Annotated in this window: 15 protein-coding genes and 1 pseudogene; 11 read left to right on the top strand and 5 right to left on the bottom strand. The window is 41.9% G+C overall.

Going from position 1 to position 17448, the window contains the following annotated elements; translation table 11 throughout:
* Positions 1-56: 56 nt before the first annotated feature.
* The 4 genes and pseudogenes from VB740_RS12135 to rppA all read left to right on the top strand — a co-directional run.
* A pseudogene (locus VB740_RS12135) lies at positions 57-608 on the top strand (efflux RND transporter periplasmic adaptor subunit); the annotation flags it as partial.
* 49 nt (positions 609-657) lie between these two features.
* The gene (locus tag VB740_RS12130) at positions 658-3783 is read left to right on the top strand and encodes an efflux RND transporter permease subunit (RefSeq protein WP_323200250.1); all 3126 of its coding nucleotides are present in this window, start codon (positions 658-660) and stop codon (positions 3781-3783) included.
* 58 nt (positions 3784-3841) lie between these two features.
* Positions 3842-4306, top strand: a complete 465-nt coding sequence (locus tag VB740_RS12125; protein ID WP_323200249.1) for a hypothetical protein — start codon at positions 3842-3844, stop codon at positions 4304-4306.
* 173 nt (positions 4307-4479) lie between these two features.
* A complete protein-coding gene (gene rppA, locus VB740_RS12120) occupies positions 4480-5181 on the top strand; it encodes a two-component system response regulator RppA (protein ID WP_323200254.1) in 702 nt (233 codons plus the stop codon).
* A gap of 4 nt (positions 5182-5185) precedes the next feature.
* On the opposite strand, the gene VB740_RS12115 is transcribed toward rppA, so the two are convergent.
* Positions 5186-5992, bottom strand: coding sequence for a hypothetical protein (locus VB740_RS12115; protein WP_323200248.1), 807 nt, complete (start codon positions 5990-5992; stop codon positions 5186-5188).
* A gap of 278 nt (positions 5993-6270) precedes the next feature.
* Between VB740_RS12115 and rppB the strand changes: the two genes are divergently transcribed.
* Positions 6271-7674 (top strand): two-component system sensor histidine kinase RppB, encoded by a 1404-nt coding sequence (gene rppB / locus VB740_RS12110; RefSeq protein ID WP_323200247.1) that lies wholly within the window; start codon positions 6271-6273, stop codon positions 7672-7674.
* A gap of 298 nt (positions 7675-7972) precedes the next feature.
* Here the strand turns inward: rppB and dnaA are convergent, their stop codons facing one another.
* Positions 7973-9355, bottom strand: coding sequence for a chromosomal replication initiator protein DnaA (dnaA, locus tag VB740_RS12105; protein WP_323200246.1), 1383 nt, complete (start codon positions 9353-9355; stop codon positions 7973-7975).
* 317 nt (positions 9356-9672) lie between these two features.
* Here dnaA and VB740_RS12100 point away from each other — a divergent pair, with 317 nt between their 5' ends.
* Together VB740_RS12100 and def are read left to right on the top strand one after the other, a co-directional pair.
* Entirely contained in the window at positions 9673-10845 is a 1173-nt protein-coding gene (locus VB740_RS12100; protein WP_323200253.1) for an HhoA/HhoB/HtrA family serine endopeptidase, read from the top strand.
* A 95-nt stretch (positions 10846-10940) separates the two neighbouring features.
* Positions 10941-11471, top strand: a complete 531-nt coding sequence (def, locus tag VB740_RS12095; RefSeq protein ID WP_323200245.1) for a peptide deformylase — start codon at positions 10941-10943, stop codon at positions 11469-11471.
* A gap of 33 nt (positions 11472-11504) precedes the next feature.
* On the opposite strand, the gene VB740_RS12090 is transcribed toward def, so the two are convergent.
* Entirely contained in the window at positions 11505-11639 is a 135-nt protein-coding gene (locus tag VB740_RS12090) for a hypothetical protein (RefSeq protein WP_323200244.1), read from the bottom strand.
* A gap of 77 nt (positions 11640-11716) precedes the next feature.
* Positions 11717-13408 (bottom strand): NAD-binding protein, encoded by a 1692-nt coding sequence (locus VB740_RS12085; protein ID WP_323200243.1) that lies wholly within the window; start codon positions 13406-13408, stop codon positions 11717-11719.
* Positions 13409-13587: 179 nt separating this feature from the next.
* Here VB740_RS12085 and VB740_RS12080 point away from each other — a divergent pair, with 179 nt between their 5' ends.
* The 4 genes from VB740_RS12080 (at position 13588) to VB740_RS12065 (ending at position 16727) form a co-directional block, all read left to right on the top strand.
* On the top strand, positions 13588-14079 hold the full coding sequence (locus VB740_RS12080; RefSeq protein WP_323200242.1) for a hypothetical protein: 492 nt from the start codon (positions 13588-13590) through the stop codon (positions 14077-14079).
* Between the two features lie 123 nt (positions 14080-14202).
* Positions 14203-15303, top strand: a complete 1101-nt coding sequence (locus tag VB740_RS12075) for a D-alanine--D-alanine ligase family protein (RefSeq protein WP_323200241.1) — start codon at positions 14203-14205, stop codon at positions 15301-15303.
* Between the two features lie 202 nt (positions 15304-15505).
* Positions 15506-16156, top strand: a complete 651-nt coding sequence (locus VB740_RS12070; protein WP_323200240.1) for a hypothetical protein — start codon at positions 15506-15508, stop codon at positions 16154-16156.
* A gap of 163 nt (positions 16157-16319) precedes the next feature.
* Positions 16320-16727 (top strand): hypothetical protein, encoded by a 408-nt coding sequence (locus VB740_RS12065; protein WP_323200252.1) that lies wholly within the window; start codon positions 16320-16322, stop codon positions 16725-16727.
* A 29-nt stretch (positions 16728-16756) separates the two neighbouring features.
* On the opposite strand, the gene VB740_RS12060 is transcribed toward VB740_RS12065, so the two are convergent.
* Positions 16757-17278, bottom strand: a complete 522-nt coding sequence (locus tag VB740_RS12060) for an adenylate kinase (RefSeq protein ID WP_323200239.1) — start codon at positions 17276-17278, stop codon at positions 16757-16759.
* Between the last annotated feature and the right edge of the window lie 170 nt (positions 17279-17448).

Raw genomic sequence — 17448 nt, 5'->3', positions numbered from 1 at the left:
ATTTTCAACCGACTCTGCATTTATATTATGCAGCTTAAATGCCGATTAGCTTAACAGGCGAGACGCAGGTTGTACCTGTAAAAGCCGAAATAAATAACCTTGGTGGTGTACTCAAACCAGGAATGTTTGCAGACTTGGAAGTTTTGACAAACCAAACCTCCTCAGCTATCTTGGCAATTCCCAGTGCGGCTGTGGTAGAAGCTAATAATAAAAAAGTTGTCTACATCCAAAATGGCAATGCTTATCAACCAGTTGAAGTTAGCTTAGGTCAAACCTCTGGGGACATGGTTGAGGTCAAAACAGGTTTATTTGAGGGAGATATGATTGTCACCCAACGCGCACCGCAACTTTACGCCCAATCTCTGCGAGGCGGGGGGAAAGCAGGGGAGCAGGGGAGCAGGGGAGCAGAGGAGCAGGGGGCAGGGGAGAAAGAAGTAACTGCTAATTCTTCACTTCCTTGGTGGGTTGGGCTTGGGGGAGGAACAGCACTAGGCATTGTAGGCTTTATCGGCGGTACTTACTGGGCTAACCGCCGCACTCAATCCCGCCTAAAACCAGAAACACCGATAATCAATCACAACTCCCAATCCTCAGCCCCCCCTCAATAAACCTCCGCGTACCTCTGCGTTTCCCTTTGCGTCCCTTTGCGTTTAAAATATGCTCAATGCCATCCTCAAGTGGTCAATCATCCAACGCTGGATAGTCGTACTACTCGCAATAGTAGTCACAATTTGGGGTACATATAACCTCACCCAAATGCCCCTAGATGTATTCCCTGACTTCGCCCCGCCCCAAGTTGAAATTCAAACCGAAGCCCCAGGACTAGCACCAGAAGAAGTTGAAACACTAATTACCTTACCAATTGAAAGCGCGGTGAATGGTACACCAGGGGTAGAAACAGTACGTTCTTCCTCTGCTGTCAGTATTTCCGTTGTCAAAGTCATCTTTAAATGGGGGACTGATGTTTATCAAGCCCGTCAACTAGTAACAGAACGATTACAGCAGGTATTACAAAAATTACCAGAGGGCGTAGAAAATCCCCAAATTTCGCCCATCTCTTCCCCCATTGGCACAGTTCTACAGTACGCCTTCACTGCTGAAACAACACCATTGATGGAAGTACGGCGCTTAATTGACCGGGATGTTACTAATAGATTGCTAGCTGTACCCGGGATTTCTCAAGTAATTGTTTATAGTGGTGATGTTCGTCAGTATCAGATATTGGTGAATCCAGCGAAATTAAAAGCCTTCAATGTCACCTTAGATGAAGTCACATCTGCGGCTAGAGGAGCTAACGTCAATGCTGCGGGTGGATTTTTGGTCAATCCAGACCAAGAGTTAATTATTCGTGGCTTAGGGCGCATCGAGTCAATTGAGCAATTGGGTAAATCTGCAATAACTGCACGGAATGGAACCCCTATACTGTTGCAAGATGTGGCAGATGTCAGGATTGGAGCCGGCTTAAAACGTGGCGATGGCAGTTTGAATGGTCAACCAGCAATTGTAGTGATGGTCAACAAGCAGCCACAAAATGATACTCCCACAGTTACGAGAGCAGTTGAAAAGGCGATCGCAGAAATTAAAGCTGGCTTACCCAAAGATGTCAAAGTCACAGAAACTTTCCGCCAAGAAAACTTTATCGAGGCTGCGATTGAAAACGTTACCAGTTCTCTGCGCGATGGCATTATCATCGTTTCCATCATCTTGTTGATGTTTTTGATGAACTGGCGCACCGCGATTATTACTCTCAGCGCCATTCCCTTATCAGTCCTGATTGGCATGATGATTCTGGGCTTATTTGGCCAAGGTATCAACACGATGACACTGGGAGGATTGGCTGTTGCTATTGGTTCAGTCGTGGATGACTCAATTGTAGATATGGAAAACTGTTACCGGGGTCTACGCAAGAACCAAGTAGCAAGCAATCCGGTACATCCCTTTAAAGTTGTTTATGATACTTCTGTAGAAGTTAGAGTCAGTGTTATTTTCTCAACGATAATTATTGGCGTTGTCTTTGCCCCAATTTTCACTCTTACAGGTGTGGAAGGTCGGATATTTGCGCCAATGGGTGTTGCTTATCTAGTATCAATTTTTGCTTCTACCTTAGTGGCAATGACTTTATCTCCGGCACTTTGTGCGATTTTGCTAGCAAATCGACAATTACCAGCCGATGATACTTGGATAAGTGCTTTATCACAACGAATTTATCGACCTCTGGTAAATTTTTCTATCCGTTTCCCGACAATTATTTTGGTAGTGGCGGGTGCATCCTTAGTAGCTTCTTTGGTAATTTTACCGAGTTTGGGAAGGGTATTTTTGCCAGAGTTTCAAGAACCATCCTTAGTGAACACAGTTTTGCTTTATCCAGGGAGTTCGCTGGAGGCGACAAACCAAGTCGGATTTGCGTTGGAAGATGCGCTTAAAGATGACAAGCGATTTAAGACGGTGCAATTACGAGCCGGACGCGCGGCTGGTGATGCGGATGCTGGGGGAGTGAATTTGGGACATTTAGATGTGGAATTGAGTGCAGAAGGATTAAAAGATCGGCAAGGGAGTATTGAAAAGTTGCGGCAGGAGTTTGGTAAGATACCTGGAGTCGCTTCTAATATTGGCGGATTTATCTCACACCGCATGGATGAGGTATTATCAGGGGTAAGAAGTGCGATCGCAGTTAAAATATTTGGCCCTGATTTAGCAGAGTTGCGCCACATTGGCTCTGAAGTTCAATCTGCAATGACAGGTATTTCAGGAATTGTGGACTTACAACTCGAACCCCAAGTCCCCATTAGACAGGTGCAAATTCAATTTAACCGGGAAGCCGCAGCGCGTTATGGCTTAACTGTAGGTCAACTCACTGAAATGCTAGAAACTGCACTCAATGGGCGAGTTGTCTCTCAGGTACTCGAAGGGCAACAATTATTTGACCTTGTAGTTTGGTTGCAACCAGAATCACGCAATAACTTAGATGTAATCCGCAACTTACTAGTAGATACCCCCACAGGGCAAAAAATTCCTTTAGCGCAACTCGCCAGCATTGATTATGGAACTGGCTCCAATACAATTAACCGGGAAAATGTCTCACGCTTGATTGTTGTTTCTGCTAATGTTTCAGGTCGAGATTTAGGCTCGGCGGTAGAAGAAATTCAAACTAAAGTTAGTCAAGCAATCCAATTACCCACAGGCTACTTTATCCAATACGGCGGTCAGTTTGAATCAGAGCAACGAGCTACTCAAAACTTGGTGGTGTTTGGAGGACTGGCAATTGTCGTCATTGCAGTCTTAATGTATTTCGCAGTTAAATCTGTTGCTGCCATGTTGATGATTATGATTAACCTACCTCTGGCGTTGGTAGGAGGTATATTTTCCATTGCTTTGGGAGGTGGGATTATCTCTGTCGCTTCCTTAGTAGGATTTATTACCCTATTTGGCGTAGCTACCCGCAACGGATTGCTGCTAGTAGACAACTACAACAACAAATTGGCACAGGGAATGCCTTTAAAAAAAGTTATTGTTGAAGGTTCAATGGAGCGCTTAGTTGCCATTTTAATGACGGCTTTAACTTCAGCTTTAGGAATGATCCCTTTAGTAATTGGCACAGGTGCAGGGAAAGAAATATTGCAACCACTTGCCATAGTAGTGTTAGGAGGCTTATTTACTTCTACAGCTTTAACATTATTAGTATTACCCGCATTGTATGCCCAGTTTGGGAAATTATTGATGCCTAAACAAACTCTATCAGATGGAGAGAATAGCAGCACTATTGGAGCAGCATTTGACTGGTAGCCAATTCTAAAAATTAAAAATCTTGTCTCAATTATCAATAATTTTCAGGAGTAAACTGATGAAATCAATCAAATCTAGTTTGATTATTATTGCAAGTGCAGGACTACTTTTATTGGGAGCTTGTAGTAACAATAATCAAGCAGCTGTTACTAGCCCAAATACTCAGCCTTCAGCTTCACCCATTCCTAAAACAGAGGGGCAACATGGCAAATCTCATGGAGGACAAACTGTAGAGACAGGAGCTTACCATTTAGAATTTGTCCCAGTTAAAGAGACTAATGGCACTCATCTAGATTTCTATTTGCAAAGAGGAGACAATCACGAGGCAATACCTAATGCCAAAGTTACGGCTCAAATTCAGTTACCTGATGGAACACAAAAGACAGTTCCTTTTACTTATGATGTAAAAGGTAAACATTACGCAGGTTTATTAAAAGAAAAAATTAATGGTCAGTATCAGGTGAAAGTTAATGCAGATATTCAAGGTAAAAAAGTAGACGGACGTTTTAATTTTAATCGCTAACTCGTAGGGTGCGTTATGCCGTAGGCTAACGCACCGTCAACAATTCAAGGTGCGTTGCACTGCGAGACAACACACCCTACATTGAAATTTATTAACATAGGTTAAAATATTAGCGCCGACTGAATTACAAATTACAAATTACGAATTACGAATTAGTATGACAAGTGAAATTTATGCGAGTGCTATTAGTAGAGGATGAAGAAGATTTAGGTGGCGCTATTAAGCGAACTCTTACCCAACACAAGTATTTAGTCGATTGGGTACTGGATGGTACAGATGCATGGGCATATTTAGAAAATAGCTGGACACAATATACACTAGCTATTTTCGATTGGATGTTACCAGGAATATCAGGATTAGAATTGTGCAAACAACTACGCTCCCACAAAAATCCTCTGCCTGTATTAATGCTCACAGCCAAAGACAGCATGGAAGATAAAGTTGCAGGGTTAGATGCTGGCGCAGATGACTATTTAGTAAAGCCATTTGGGATGGCAGAATTATTAGCAAGATTGCGAGCATTGCAGAGGCGATCGCCCCAATTTCAGCCCCAGGAATTAACTGTTGGCAATCTAACTTTAGATTACGGCAATAATTTAGTTGTTAGTCAGAATGCTGGGGGAAATAAACAAGAGATTCCCCTAACAAATAAAGAATTCCAGTTACTAGAATATTTTATGAAGCACCCAAACCAAATTGTTACTACAGAACAAATTCGTAATCAGCTTTGGGAAGTAAGTGCAGAACCAGTTAGTAATGTAGTAGCTGCTCAAATGCGGTTGCTGCGTCGCAAACTAGCTAATAGTGGTTGCGAAAACATAATTGAAACTTTGCACGGTACGGGATATCGTCTAAATCTTACGGCACCATACTAAGCTTCTAGTTCACAACAATACCAAAACCTCTAAGCATTTTGGGTAAGTGATCGTCAAGATTTTTAATGTGTTCATCAGTAAGTTCAATCAAATTAAACTCATATTTTTGATAAATATGCTGTTTTTCTTTCTTACGTGTTAGATATTCTGGCTCATCTTCATAGCCCCAATACTCAATGTAAACTCTACTTAAAGGAATATAGAAATCACAGTAAACTTCTTCTTCAACAGGAAGCTTTCGTTCATAGGCATGAACTAAACCAGCCATGTATAACCAGTTATCGATTGATAACTCAGCTTTGGAACGAACCCAATGTCCATCTGTTGCGCGATAATTGCCGGCATGAAACTTCTTACGAAAGTCTAACTTACCGCTATCAGTACTTGAGTGAGGTTCAGCATTGTGTTCGCTTCCTTTGCGAAATGTATTCATGAATATTTGATTATTAAATATTTCTTCCGTCCAAACAACATAAGGCTTGTTATCTTTTTCATCATACTTTTGAACTGCTCCAAAACTAAGCCCTAAACGTGTAGCTAACCAACCATTCTGAACTTTATCTAATAATCCGAGTTCAGAAAGGATAGGATTAATAGAATTCCTAGACAAACCAAGCCGCTCACTGATTTTGGTAGCTGATAGCAATGTAGAGGTAGATGAGGGAGTATGAGAATTAGGTTTAGAAACAGATTTAGAAATTAATGAGTTGTTTACTTTTAAGTTATTTGCTTTCCAATGCTTGTAACACAGTTGATAACCTGGCTTGGAAACTAACTGGTTGCAGCCTAACACGGTACAATATTCTGTCATTCTGATTTCCTGTTTGCATAATGAATATCCAGAACATATATAACATCATCAAAGATTGTCAACACCCGGATTAATACTAGATATTAATTGAATTCCTAAATTTATATAAGCTGATAATTGAGACAGAGACAATGGCAATCATAAAATGATCGAATATAAAGATTATGCTGAGAATTAAAAGCCACATAATAAATTTTGATACTTCCTACACTTTGCGATCGCACTGGGCTGTTTTCGTGCACACGGTCAAACTGCATGGCTGCTAACGATATATTTTTATGAATCAGAATAAACTCTTTCAGCAAACCCGCCTACGTTTAGCGCTGTGGTATGCGCTTGTCATGGCTTTGATTTTAAGCTTGTGCGGATTCGGCATCTACAGAGCAATTTCTCATGCCCATTGGATGACATTAGACCGAGAACTGGAGTCTGTCGCGGGAACATTGCACGATACTATTGAATTAAAATTACAAAAACCTGGTCAATTAGAACCAGTAATACAGCAACTTTTACCTAATATTTGTGTAGTTGATAAAAGTTGTATTCAAGAACAATTAATTTCCAAACGCCATATTTTAAGCGCGATTAATCAAAGCAATTACTATGTCCGTTTTTTCGATAATTCAGGAAGCCTAATTGCGATCGCAGGAACTTATCCAGACGAATTACCTATCGTCTTTAACAAAGAACTTTGGCAAACCCTTAAAGACAGCAAAGGCAACTCTTATCATCAAATTTCTTTTGTGCTGCACACCCAAGAAAATCTCGATTGGGGTTACATCCAAGTAGGGCGAAGCCTTGCGGATTTTAATAGTTATCTCACTGCGGTAAAACTCACTTTAGCATTGGGATTACCAATCGTAATGGGTTTGGTTGGCGTTGCAAGTTGGTGGTTAGCAGGATTGGCAATGCAGCCGATTTATCGCTCATATAAACAAGTCCAACAATTTACAGCAGATGCCGCACACGAATTGCGGACACCTCTAGCAGCAACACAAGCGACAGTAGAATCCGCGCTGATGATGCCTCAATTAGATGAAACAGAAGCGCGAGACATTCTACAAACCCTACAGCGTCAGAATCAGCGACTCACAACTCTGGTTACAGATTTACTGCTGCTAACTCGCCTGGATCGTCAATCTGTGCCAATGCAACGAGACATTTGTTGCTTGGATGATATTATCAATGACTTAATAGAGGAATTTGCAGCCTTAGCGATCGCAGCCGATATTACACTAACATCTTCAACCCGGGTTTCAAATCCTTTAAATATTGTCGGCAATGAAGATCAGCTTTATCGCTTGTTTTCTAATTTAATTGTCAATGCAATTCAATACACCCCATCAGGAGGAAAGGTAACGGTTTCCGTAGATCGCGGCGATCATTATGCCGTGATTCAGGTGCAAGATACAGGCATTGGTATTCCCCAACAAGAGTTAACGCGAATTTTTGACCGCTTCTATCGAGTAAATAGCGATCGCTCCCGTAGCACTGGCGGTTCTGGATTAGGATTAGCGATCGCCCAAGCAATTGTTTTGGCACACCACGGTAGCATAGATGTACAAAGTGAATTCGGTAAAGGTAGCACTTTTACTATTAATTTACCTTTCGATGTCCGCCCACTCGATAGTGTACGCTCTATTTATCCATTTAAAATGCTATATCGTCACTTGCATCAATAACAGTAAAATTGGTGTTGTCGCAAAAACTTTTAGAGAGAGATTGGTATTTAAACTAATTAAATCTGTGGAAAACTTGTGGAAAAACTCATTTACTTTTCCACAAGGTAATTATACTTATTAAAGTTTTATCGGCGAAATCTTAAGTTTTTCAGAGATTTATCCCCAAAAAGTAAGATTATTTCCATAATTTAAGTTAAATTTAATCAATTTTTATACCTTACTTAATATTTTTGACTAATTATTCAACCGTCAAGGCTGATTATCAGAGTACTGGTTGTGGAAAACTTAAAATAAATCTTCACGATGGTTTTTGGGAACGGCTAGTCATATTGATGCGATCGCTCAGTTGGCGTAGTGTTTGTGCTAAAGTGCGATCGCTCTGGTGAAGTTGGGTAATTTTGTCGCAACTGTACATCACCGTTGTATGGTCTTTACCTCCAAACTCCTCTCCAATTCTCGGCAAACTCAGAGATGTGTGTTGGCGCATGAGATACATTCCTATTTGACGCGCCCAGCTAATCTCTCTTCGTCGTGAGTTACCTTTAAGGTCTTCTATTGAAACATCAAAATTAGTCGCCACAACCGTTAAAATTGCTTCTGGGGTAGCTGTCATTTTTTCGTTAGGCGGTTCTAAAACTGGTGTGATATTTTCCACCGTCATCGGTAAACCCCAAATGGAAATATAAGCCACCGCCCTAATCAAAGCTCCTTCTAATTCCCGAATATTAGAAGTATAGTTAGAAGCAATATACTCAATCACATCGCGGGGAAGCTGAATATTTTCATCCTCGGCTTTTTTTTGCAAAATTGCCATTCTCGTTTCTAAATCCGGCTTTTGGATATCTGCTATTAACCCCATAGAAAACCGAGAACAAAGCCGTTCTTGCAAGCTAGGAATCTGGTTAGGAGGGCGATCCGAAGCAATGACAACTTGTTTACCAGCCTCATGTAAAGTATTGAAAGTATAAAAAAATTCTTCTTGGGTGTATTCCTTCCCTTCAAGAAACTGAATATCATCAACTAATAAAACATCAGCAGCTCGGTAATGCTCACGAAAACTTTGCATACTATCCTTACGAATCGCTGTAATTAAATCATTAGTAAACTGCTCAGTCGAGACATAAAATATTTTACAATTAGGAGAAATTGCATAGCGATAATGACCAATAGCTTGCATCAGATGAGTTTTACCTAAACCTACGCCACCGCATAAAAATAAAGGATTAAACTCTCTACCTGGAGATTCCGCAACTGCCAAAGAAGCAGCGTGAGCCATTCGATTATTAGCACCAACTACAAATCGTGAAAAGACATATTTAGAATTTAATTCAGTAGTTTTATGATTGTGATTAGGAACAGGTTCAGAAATACTGCTAGGATTTGGTGATTCCCAAGAAACCTCTCGTTCACTAAAATGAGAAACTTCATCACCTTGAGCAACGGTAATGTAAATTCCTACGGGATGACCCAGAATATCTTGTACTACATGAGCAATGGTATTGATGTAATACTTCTGTAACCAATTACGAGCAAATGGGTTAGGAGTACGGATAACCAAGCAATTATTTTCCAATCGCTCTGCACTAGCAGTTTTGATCCAAGTTTCAAAGGTAGGCCTTGATAGTTCAAGCTGTAGGCGCTCTAGTACCTGACTCCACAGACTTTCTATGGTAATTTCCATTATCCACCACCTTTGCTGCTAATTGTCACAATAGAAGAGAAAGCACCAATTTAGCATCCAGACACGCTAGACCTAGAATAAGCTTTTAACTTGTAATCATTTTGGGACATACCCAGTAGGCAACATCCTAACATCCACTGACTGATACGGAGAAGCAACGACACATGAAGACAAAAAACCATCACTTAGCGCCCAAAAAGATTGAAAAAGAGGCAAGGGAGCAGGGTGCAGGGAGCAAGGGGGATGGGGTCATTTCCTCAAGCGAAGTGCCTCCTTCCCCCTGCCTCTTCGGAAGGGGTTTACGTTATAGGTTGTCGATGCTCTCATCTGGGTTAGCAGTGGTGTTTCTGGGGAGCTGCTCTCTTCTACCTGCTAAGACCTTTGAGAATCGGCAAAGCGATATTCCAGCCCAAAACACAACAGAACCCAATCCGGTAATTGTCCCGCCGCCGATTTTTTCTTCGTCTGAAGATTCTAATTTTGTGGTGAAGGTAGTGCAACAGGTGGGGCCTGCGGTAGTTCGCATTGATTCTTCCCGAACAATTACTTCTCGCGTACCAGACGAATTTAACGATCCATTTTTCCGGCGGTTTTTTGGAGATGCAGTGCCACAGCCTAGACAAAGGGTAGAGCGGGGTAGCGGTTCTGGATTTATCATCAGTTCTTCAGGTCAAATTTTGACCAATTCCCATGTGGTAGATGGCGCTGATAGAGTAACCGTCACACTCAAAGATGGCCGAACTTTTGACGGGAAAGTACTGGGTGAAGATCCGGTTACAGATGTGGCTGTGATTAAAATTGACGCTAATAATCTGCCAACTCTATCTGTCGGGAATTCCGATGCTTTACAACCAGGAGAAGCAGTAATCGCCATTGGCAACCCGTTAGGTTTGAATAATACTGTTACTTCTGGGATTATTAGTGCTACAGGTCGTTCTGGTAGCGACATTGGTGCTAGTGACAAGCGAGTTGATTACATCCAAACGGATGCAGCGATTAACCCTGGTAATTCTGGTGGTCCACTGCTAAATGCTCGTGGCCAGGTAGTTGCGATGAACACAGCGATTATCCGAGGCGCACAAGGTTTGGGATTTGCTATCCCCATTAACACTGTGCAAAGAATTTCCCAGGAATTAATTGCTAACGGTAAGGTGGATCATCCTTATTTGGGTGTTCAAATGGTGACACTGACACCAGAAATTAAAGAAAAAATAAAAACTAGAGCAGGCGATCGCTTAAATCTTACAGCAGATGAGGGAGTTTTGCTGGTTGAGATTGTGCCGCGATCGCCTGCTTCTGTGGCTGGGCTAAGAGTTGGTGATGTGATTAAAAGCATTAATAATCAGCCTGTGACTAAAATTGAAGAAGTACAAAGGCTAGTAGAAAAGAGCAAAATCGGCACTAAGTTACCAATAGAAGTAGAACGCAATGGGCAAATTGTCCAAGTAGGAGTCCAACCTGCTCCTTTGCCCATGACACGGGAAGGATGATGTTGGTCATTAGTCATTTGTCATTGGTCATTTATCATTGGTTATTTCTCCCCATTCCCCACTCCCCACTCCCCATTACCTAAAAGAGTTTTTTCATGACTGAATTAGCGCCAATAATTCAATTAGGCAATCCAACATTGCGCCAAAAAGCTGCTTGGGTTGAGAGTATTCAAGATGAGCATATCCAAAAATTAATTGAAGATTTAATCGCCACTGTTGCCAAAGCTAACGGCGTAGGGATTGCTGCGCCTCAAGTAGCACAATCTTATCGTTTATTTATTGTGGCTTCTCGTCCTAATGCCAGGTATCCCAACGCTCCGGAAATGGAACCGACTGCCATGATTAATCCCAAAATCATTGCTCATTCAACTGAAGTTGTCAAAGATTGGGAAGGTTGTTTAAGTGTTCCAGGAATTAGAGGATTAGTTCCTCGGTATAAATCTATTGAAGTAGAATACACGGACTGTCAAGGCAACTTACAAAAGCAAGAATTAACCGATTTTATCGCTCGAATTTTTCAACACGAGTACGATCATCTCGACGGTATCGTATTTGTAGATCGCCTAGAAAACACTCTCGATATGATTACTGAACAGGAATACGAACAACGAATAGTTAATAAATAAATGGGAACGGGGGATAGGGACAATACGGTTCGGCTAAGGTTTTTTGATAAAAATTTTAGATCGCTCAAAGATACGATAAATCATCATAAAGACGCGATAAATCATCATAAAGACGCGATAAATCGCCGTCTCTACAATAACCAATCTTTTGTAGAGACGGCGATTCATCGCGTCTGTTGCCTTAACCGAACAGTATTAGGAGTGGGGAGTGGAAAGTAGTATATTAATTACAAATTACGAATTATTTAAACGTGTGATTCGCAAACTTGCTCATGCCGCCACAACTGATATAGCCGTGTGGCTGGCATTGTCATATACAAAACATCTCCAACACTGAGATTAGTTTCTAATAAATCCCAGCCATGAAGGGTTTGGTGGTTTGTCTCTACGTACAAAGGTACACAGTCAGCAGACATAGCTACATCTTTCACCCACTGACCACAAAAGACGTGTGAAGGTGTAATCACAGTTGCAAAAGCTACCCAAAGACTATCCGCTGTGATGCCATTGCCAAGGATGCGTCCCCCTAGTGCAGCAGCAGCAAAAGCTGGGGCTGCTAATTCAGCCGGACTCAGTACGGCCTCGAAGCCAAATAGCTGTTGCGCTATGCCAGCAAAATCAGGATCGGCATAATGAACAATTACCGGAATGCTGGGTGTCAGGCCCTTGGCTTTGAGGGCAATTTCCAGATTAGTAGCATCATTGCTAGTAACAGCAAGCACTGCGGCAGCAGAGTCTATATTGCTAGCTTTGAGTATTGTGCGGAAGCTGGCATCGCCCTGAATCACGGGGATACCTAATTCGCGGGCGGTGTTGATATATTTATTGTTGGAGTCGGGTTCAACTACTACAACTTCATGGCCGCTGGCGTGGAGTTGCTGGACAATTCTCACTCCAATACCACTCAAGCCACAGACAATGTAGTGACATCGCTGGGGAATTCGGGCTGCATCCCAAAATTGCTTAAAGCGGCTTCCTAAGACAAAATCGGTGAGCATGGCATACCAAATACCAATTACCACTGCTCCAACCAGCATCATTACAACGGTAAATAACTTAATACTGTTAGGAGCATTTTCTACTACTTTGTCATTACCACCTGCTCCAGTAATCATGCCTACAGAAAAATATAGAGCATCAACAGGAGATAAACTTAACTCAGCTGACATGTAGGTGAGTGTAGCAATCAGAATAACTGCGAGTAACACAACAGCGCCCACCACTACCGATCGCCCGTGTTGCTGAAACTGCCTAAAATTGGTGAGGGCTTTCAGCAGTTTTTTAATTAATGATCTCCGCGGGGAACGGATGCGGGGTTGTGTACCAATAATTAAGCGATCGCCCACCTTGATCTCTTGTCCAGATATGACACCTGACACCAAATCCATCTCACCTTCTACTGGCAAATAATAGATCAGCATCCGCGATCGGTCTTCCCACAATTCACTCAGCTTTAGGCCCCTCCAAAAGTGGTTTTCATCAATGTACTCTTCGTGAATCGGCCAAGTTTGCTGAAATAATTTGATTTGTCCGATCGCTCGGTTTCCCAATGCTGCAAAGGTAAAAACGGGTGCTGCTAATCCTACAACACTCATACTCAAGTGGTCTGGCAAACTTTGATCTAGGCGCTCTCCCAAATTTGTATTATAAAAACGGTTGATAATCCGAATCTGTGGATTCAGCACCCGCGCTTGCATCATAATAGACAAATTCAGAGCATCTTTAGATCCAGCGATGACTATAGTGTGTGCCTGTTGAATTCCTGCTGCTGTTAGGGTAGCAGCTGCTTGTAAATCGCCGATAATCACATCTCCTGCTGTTTCACCAGGGATTGATTGGTGATGAATACCAACAACGAAGGCTCCCTGGTGTCTCAGCAAACGAAAGGTTTTATATCCGGTACGTCCTAAGCCACAAACAATAATTCGGGGTTTCATGAAACGGCAGCATCTTTTACGGGTAGGGCTGCATTTCTAGTTATTTAACAATATTCTTGCCCATTTTCGTGGAATATAACTGTAGCTGACAACACGATTATTTCAAATAAGATGGCACTTTTACAAATTTACGAAAGTCGATGTTATTTGGATACCTGAAATTTGGAGAGATACAAGTTATGAAAAGTTTAGTAAATTTGACAAGTTTTGGTACTCTTTTATGCTCCTTAGTTGTGGCAGGAACCATAGCTGCTACAGCGCAAGCACAGCCACAGTCAGGGGCGATTTCAGCCCCTAATGTAATACTGAATGTCCAACCTAGCAGTGGTACATGTCCTCAAACAATTGGGCTGTGGTGGTTTGTTCTCCCTTATGAAGGCGGTGCTGAACATACGGTAGTGGCAGATACCAGAGAATTTGCAGATGAAACGAAGTTACCTTCATCTAATAATAAACAGTTTGTGGAATTTGTTTCAACTTTACGCAGTAATTATGCTTCTTGTGTAGGTAAAACTAGTGAGCAGGGATATACTTTCTACAATGTAGAATTTAAGAATAAAAAAGCTTATTTCCGTGTAGATTTACGAAAAATTGATGCACCCGATCGCTTAATCACTTACAAAAGTGTAGTGGCTTCCCGCCCTTATGTCAGATGGGCGATCGCTGACTAACTCCTCAAATAGGAGAGTTTTTCTAGACAGGGTTTCAACAGCCAATAAAATAATATAGAAAAAGATGGCAATTTTTGTAGGTTGTGATACGCTATCTGCTTGAGAAGTGTGGAGGAGCCGAAAATGACTAAGCTGCGGGTGGGGTTACTGTTTGGCGGTCGTTCGGGAGAACATGAAGTTTCGATCAAATCAGCACGGGCGATCGCTAACGCCTTGAGTGCCGGGGAAAATGCTAATAAGTACGAAATATTGCCTTTTTACATCCAAAAAGATGGACGCTGGCTAGCGGGAGAAGCACCCCAAAAGGTTTTAGAAACCGGCACTCCGCTACTGGAATCTGAACAATCAACATCTGTTGAAAATCTCACATCCAACCCTCAAGCTCAAACCCTTAGCAAGTGGCAATATCCCTCTCAAGTTGCGGATGTGGATGTTTGGTTTCCCATTCTCCACGGCCCCAACGGTGAAGACGGGACAATTCAAGGGCTACTCACTTTGATGCAAGTTCCCTTTGTTGGTTCTGGGGTATTAGGTTCGGCAGTGGGGATGGATAAAATTGCCATGAAAATGGCCTTTGAGCAAGCGGGACTAGCACAGGTAAAATATAAGGCAATAACTAGAGCGCAGGTTTGGTCTAATTCTTGCGTGTTTCCGAAATTGTGTGATGAGATTGAGGCAGCATTAGGTTATCCCGCTTTTGTGAAACCTGCTAATTTAGGTTCATCAGTGGGTATTGCCAAAGTGCGATCGCGCCAAGAATTAGAAGCTGCTTTAGATAATGCTGCTAGTTATGACCGAAGACTGGTTGTAGAAGCTGGTGTTGTAGCTAGAGAAGTCGAGTGTGCCGTATTAGGTAATGATCAACCCCAAGCCTCTGTCATTGGAGAGATTACTTATGACAGCGATTTTTATGATTATGAAACTAAATATACTGAGGGCCGCGCAGATTTACTGATCCCTGCACCGCTTCCAGATGCGATCGCCCGTAAAATTCAGGACATGGCTTTGCAAGCTTTTGCAGCTGTTGATGCTGCGGGGTTAGCAAGGGTAGATTTTTTCTACGTGGAAGCGACACAAGAAGTTTTGATTAACGAAATAAATACGTTACCAGGCTTTACTGCGACTAGTATGTATCCCCAACTCTGGGCCCATAGTGGAGTCTCTTTTCCAGAATTAGTTGATCGGTTAATTCAACTTGCTCTTGAAAGGCATTCTCCTAGCTGACGGAGAAAATAAGCGAACTGATTTTTAAATTGTTATTGTAAAAAGTCAGAATAAATACAGAATTTTGGCAAAAGTTAGCCAGATTTGGTAGCATTTGTTTTACAAAAAAGCTACTTAAATCTGGATTTTTGTTACGGATACATGATGCTTAATTCCTCCAGTACAATTTATTGACTAGAGGGGTACAAATCTGAAAGTAATCATGGAAAAAAGTCAGAGTGTACAGCGCGAGCGAACCCAACTAAGAGGGGCTACTCCAGAGCTGACAAACAGGAAATCGAGATTCAAACAAAGCTCGAACGTTCTGATATATCTGGTTGCACATCATCCTTGGCTATTGTTGACTGGGTGTCTAGCCATGTTTTTAGGAGGTGGTGCCTTTGCCCTGTATAGCTTAGGTAATGCTGGACAGGTAACACAAGAAGAACCAGAAAAAATCCCGGTTATAGTTGAAGAACCAATCAATGCGCCCTCTGAGAATAGTAATCCTACACCTTTATGGATGCTGGCTGCGATCGTCCTCAGCTGTGGCAGTGGTTCTTTGCTCATTTTCCGAATGCTTAACCGGACAAAGCAACCGCAAAAAGTTCAAAAACTGGTTAATCGTCATCAGGCACGCTTGGCGCAGAACCATTACCAAAGATTGGAACCACGCCTTCCCAAGAACCAGCCAGTTTTTGTGCCACAAGCACAACTAATGCCCATGATGCCGATGCGACCTAAACCAAAACAACTGGTGACGGTTCTGCCAGCAGAACATAAGCACCACTTGGATACGCGCACCGACTCTCTGGCAGACTTGATGGATCTTCGTAAAGATAGTTCATTGTCTGCAATTTTACGTCAGTATTAAATTTCCTGTAAAGCAAAAACCTGTCAAAATAATATTTTTTGCAAATTAAGGCACGGTTATACCGTGCCTTTACTAGTATCTATAAAAATGATCTTGCTGAAAAGCAGCAGTCTATCCGGTTAAACTGATAAGGATAAAAGTAGCAGATCAGGCAGTGAATAACATAGTGCGGTTAGTTTTGACAGGAATATTGCTGGTGCTAGTGACAGCTTGTGGCAGTATTGGACTGCTACCGACTAACGAGTTAGTGCAAAAAGCGATCGCACTTGGGCTAGAGCAAACTCAAGAAAAACTTAGCCAGCAGTTGGATCTAGATTTTCAAGGATTTGAAATCAAGCGGTTATCAATTGCCCAAGAACAACCCCTAACGATTGAAAATTTACCAGCTTTCCATGTTCAGGGAACCTACGACTTGATTGTAAAGCTACCAGAACGGCGCTTGACGCAACCAAAAAAAGCTTTTGACCTTTACCTGCAAATTCAGCAAGAAGGCAAAACCTGGCGATTGCTACTTCCAGAAAAGGGTAGTAAAGATACTCAATCAATTTGGCGTAGCTATCTCATCCAATAGAGACGGGGAGCAGTAAATAAGCAATAAAGTTACTCGCTTGCATCAATTAATTCAAAAAATTGCGAAATTTGTTTAGTCGAGCGAATGTGATAAACATTTTTAATGCTTTTGGCCTGCTCAATATACTCACGATATTTTGGGGTTAAATGTTTGTAGCATAACCAAAGCACGCGGTAGCTAGTAAGTGAACTCTTTAAGATTGGACTATTGGAGGGCCAGCCTTCTGGCGGTTTAAAGTAACCTGTGATAAATCGTTTAGTTACCCACCAAAAATGCACATATAGCGGTAAATCGACAAAAACCAGAGTATCCGCCTCGTCAAGTCGTAGCCAGAGAGTTTCCATGCAACCAAACCCATCAATAATCCATTGCTCAGTAGCTAAAATTTGTTGATGGGCGTGCTTGTAGTCTTCATGTGGAACCTCTGTGCCTCCTGATTGATATTTAATCTTGTCCAAGACGTAAAGTGGCAAGCCAGTGATTTGAGATAATCTCTTGCTTAGAGTTGATTTCCCACCTCCAGCATTGCCAAACACCGCTACTTTTTTCATCACCACTCTCCTTTTAGTGCAATCAAGCCAAATTTGGCGGCACAAGCTTGTCACGAAAGAATAAAAGTTTTAACTATATTACCTTTATACTACAAAATGTGTTTTCAGAAGATTTGTAAGCTGTTCCACATTTAAACTGCATAAGCTGGGCGGGCAAGATGCCCACCCCA

Source organism: Nostoc sp. UHCC 0251 (genome assembly GCF_034932245.1).
In the GTDB taxonomy this organism is placed as follows: Bacteria; Cyanobacteriota; Cyanobacteriia; order Cyanobacteriales; family Nostocaceae; genus Nostoc.
Note: the sequence above shows the minus strand (reverse complement) of the source record. Positions and strands in the feature narration are given on the sequence as shown.

Coding starts and splice junctions, on each gene's coding strand:
- VB740_RS12090 (WP_323200244.1), bottom strand. CDS start 11,639: ATGAATCGCCGTCTCTACAAAAGATTGGTTATTGTAGAGACGGCGATT.
- VB740_RS12125 (WP_323200249.1), top strand. CDS start 3,842: ATGAAATCAATCAAATCTAGTTTGATTATTATTGCAAGTGCAGGACTA.
- dnaA (WP_323200246.1), bottom strand. CDS start 9,355: ATGGAAATTACCATAGAAAGTCTGTGGAGTCAGGTACTAGAGCGCCTA.
- VB740_RS12130 (WP_323200250.1), top strand. CDS start 658: ATGCTCAATGCCATCCTCAAGTGGTCAATCATCCAACGCTGGATAGTC.
- rppA (WP_323200254.1), top strand. CDS start 4,480: ATGCGAGTGCTATTAGTAGAGGATGAAGAAGATTTAGGTGGCGCTATT.
- VB740_RS12115 (WP_323200248.1), bottom strand. CDS start 5,992: ATGACAGAATATTGTACCGTGTTAGGCTGCAACCAGTTAGTTTCCAAG.
- VB740_RS12100 (WP_323200253.1), top strand. CDS start 9,673: ATGCTCTCATCTGGGTTAGCAGTGGTGTTTCTGGGGAGCTGCTCTCTT.
- rppB (WP_323200247.1), top strand. CDS start 6,271: ATGAATCAGAATAAACTCTTTCAGCAAACCCGCCTACGTTTAGCGCTG.
- VB740_RS12075 (WP_323200241.1), top strand. CDS start 14,203: ATGACTAAGCTGCGGGTGGGGTTACTGTTTGGCGGTCGTTCGGGAGAA.
- VB740_RS12070 (WP_323200240.1), top strand. CDS start 15,506: ATGGAAAAAAGTCAGAGTGTACAGCGCGAGCGAACCCAACTAAGAGGG.
- VB740_RS12085 (WP_323200243.1), bottom strand. CDS start 13,408: ATGAAACCCCGAATTATTGTTTGTGGCTTAGGACGTACCGGATATAAA.
- VB740_RS12060 (WP_323200239.1), bottom strand. CDS start 17,278: ATGAAAAAAGTAGCGGTGTTTGGCAATGCTGGAGGTGGGAAATCAACT.
- VB740_RS12080 (WP_323200242.1), top strand. CDS start 13,588: ATGAAAAGTTTAGTAAATTTGACAAGTTTTGGTACTCTTTTATGCTCC.
- def (WP_323200245.1), top strand. CDS start 10,941: ATGACTGAATTAGCGCCAATAATTCAATTAGGCAATCCAACATTGCGC.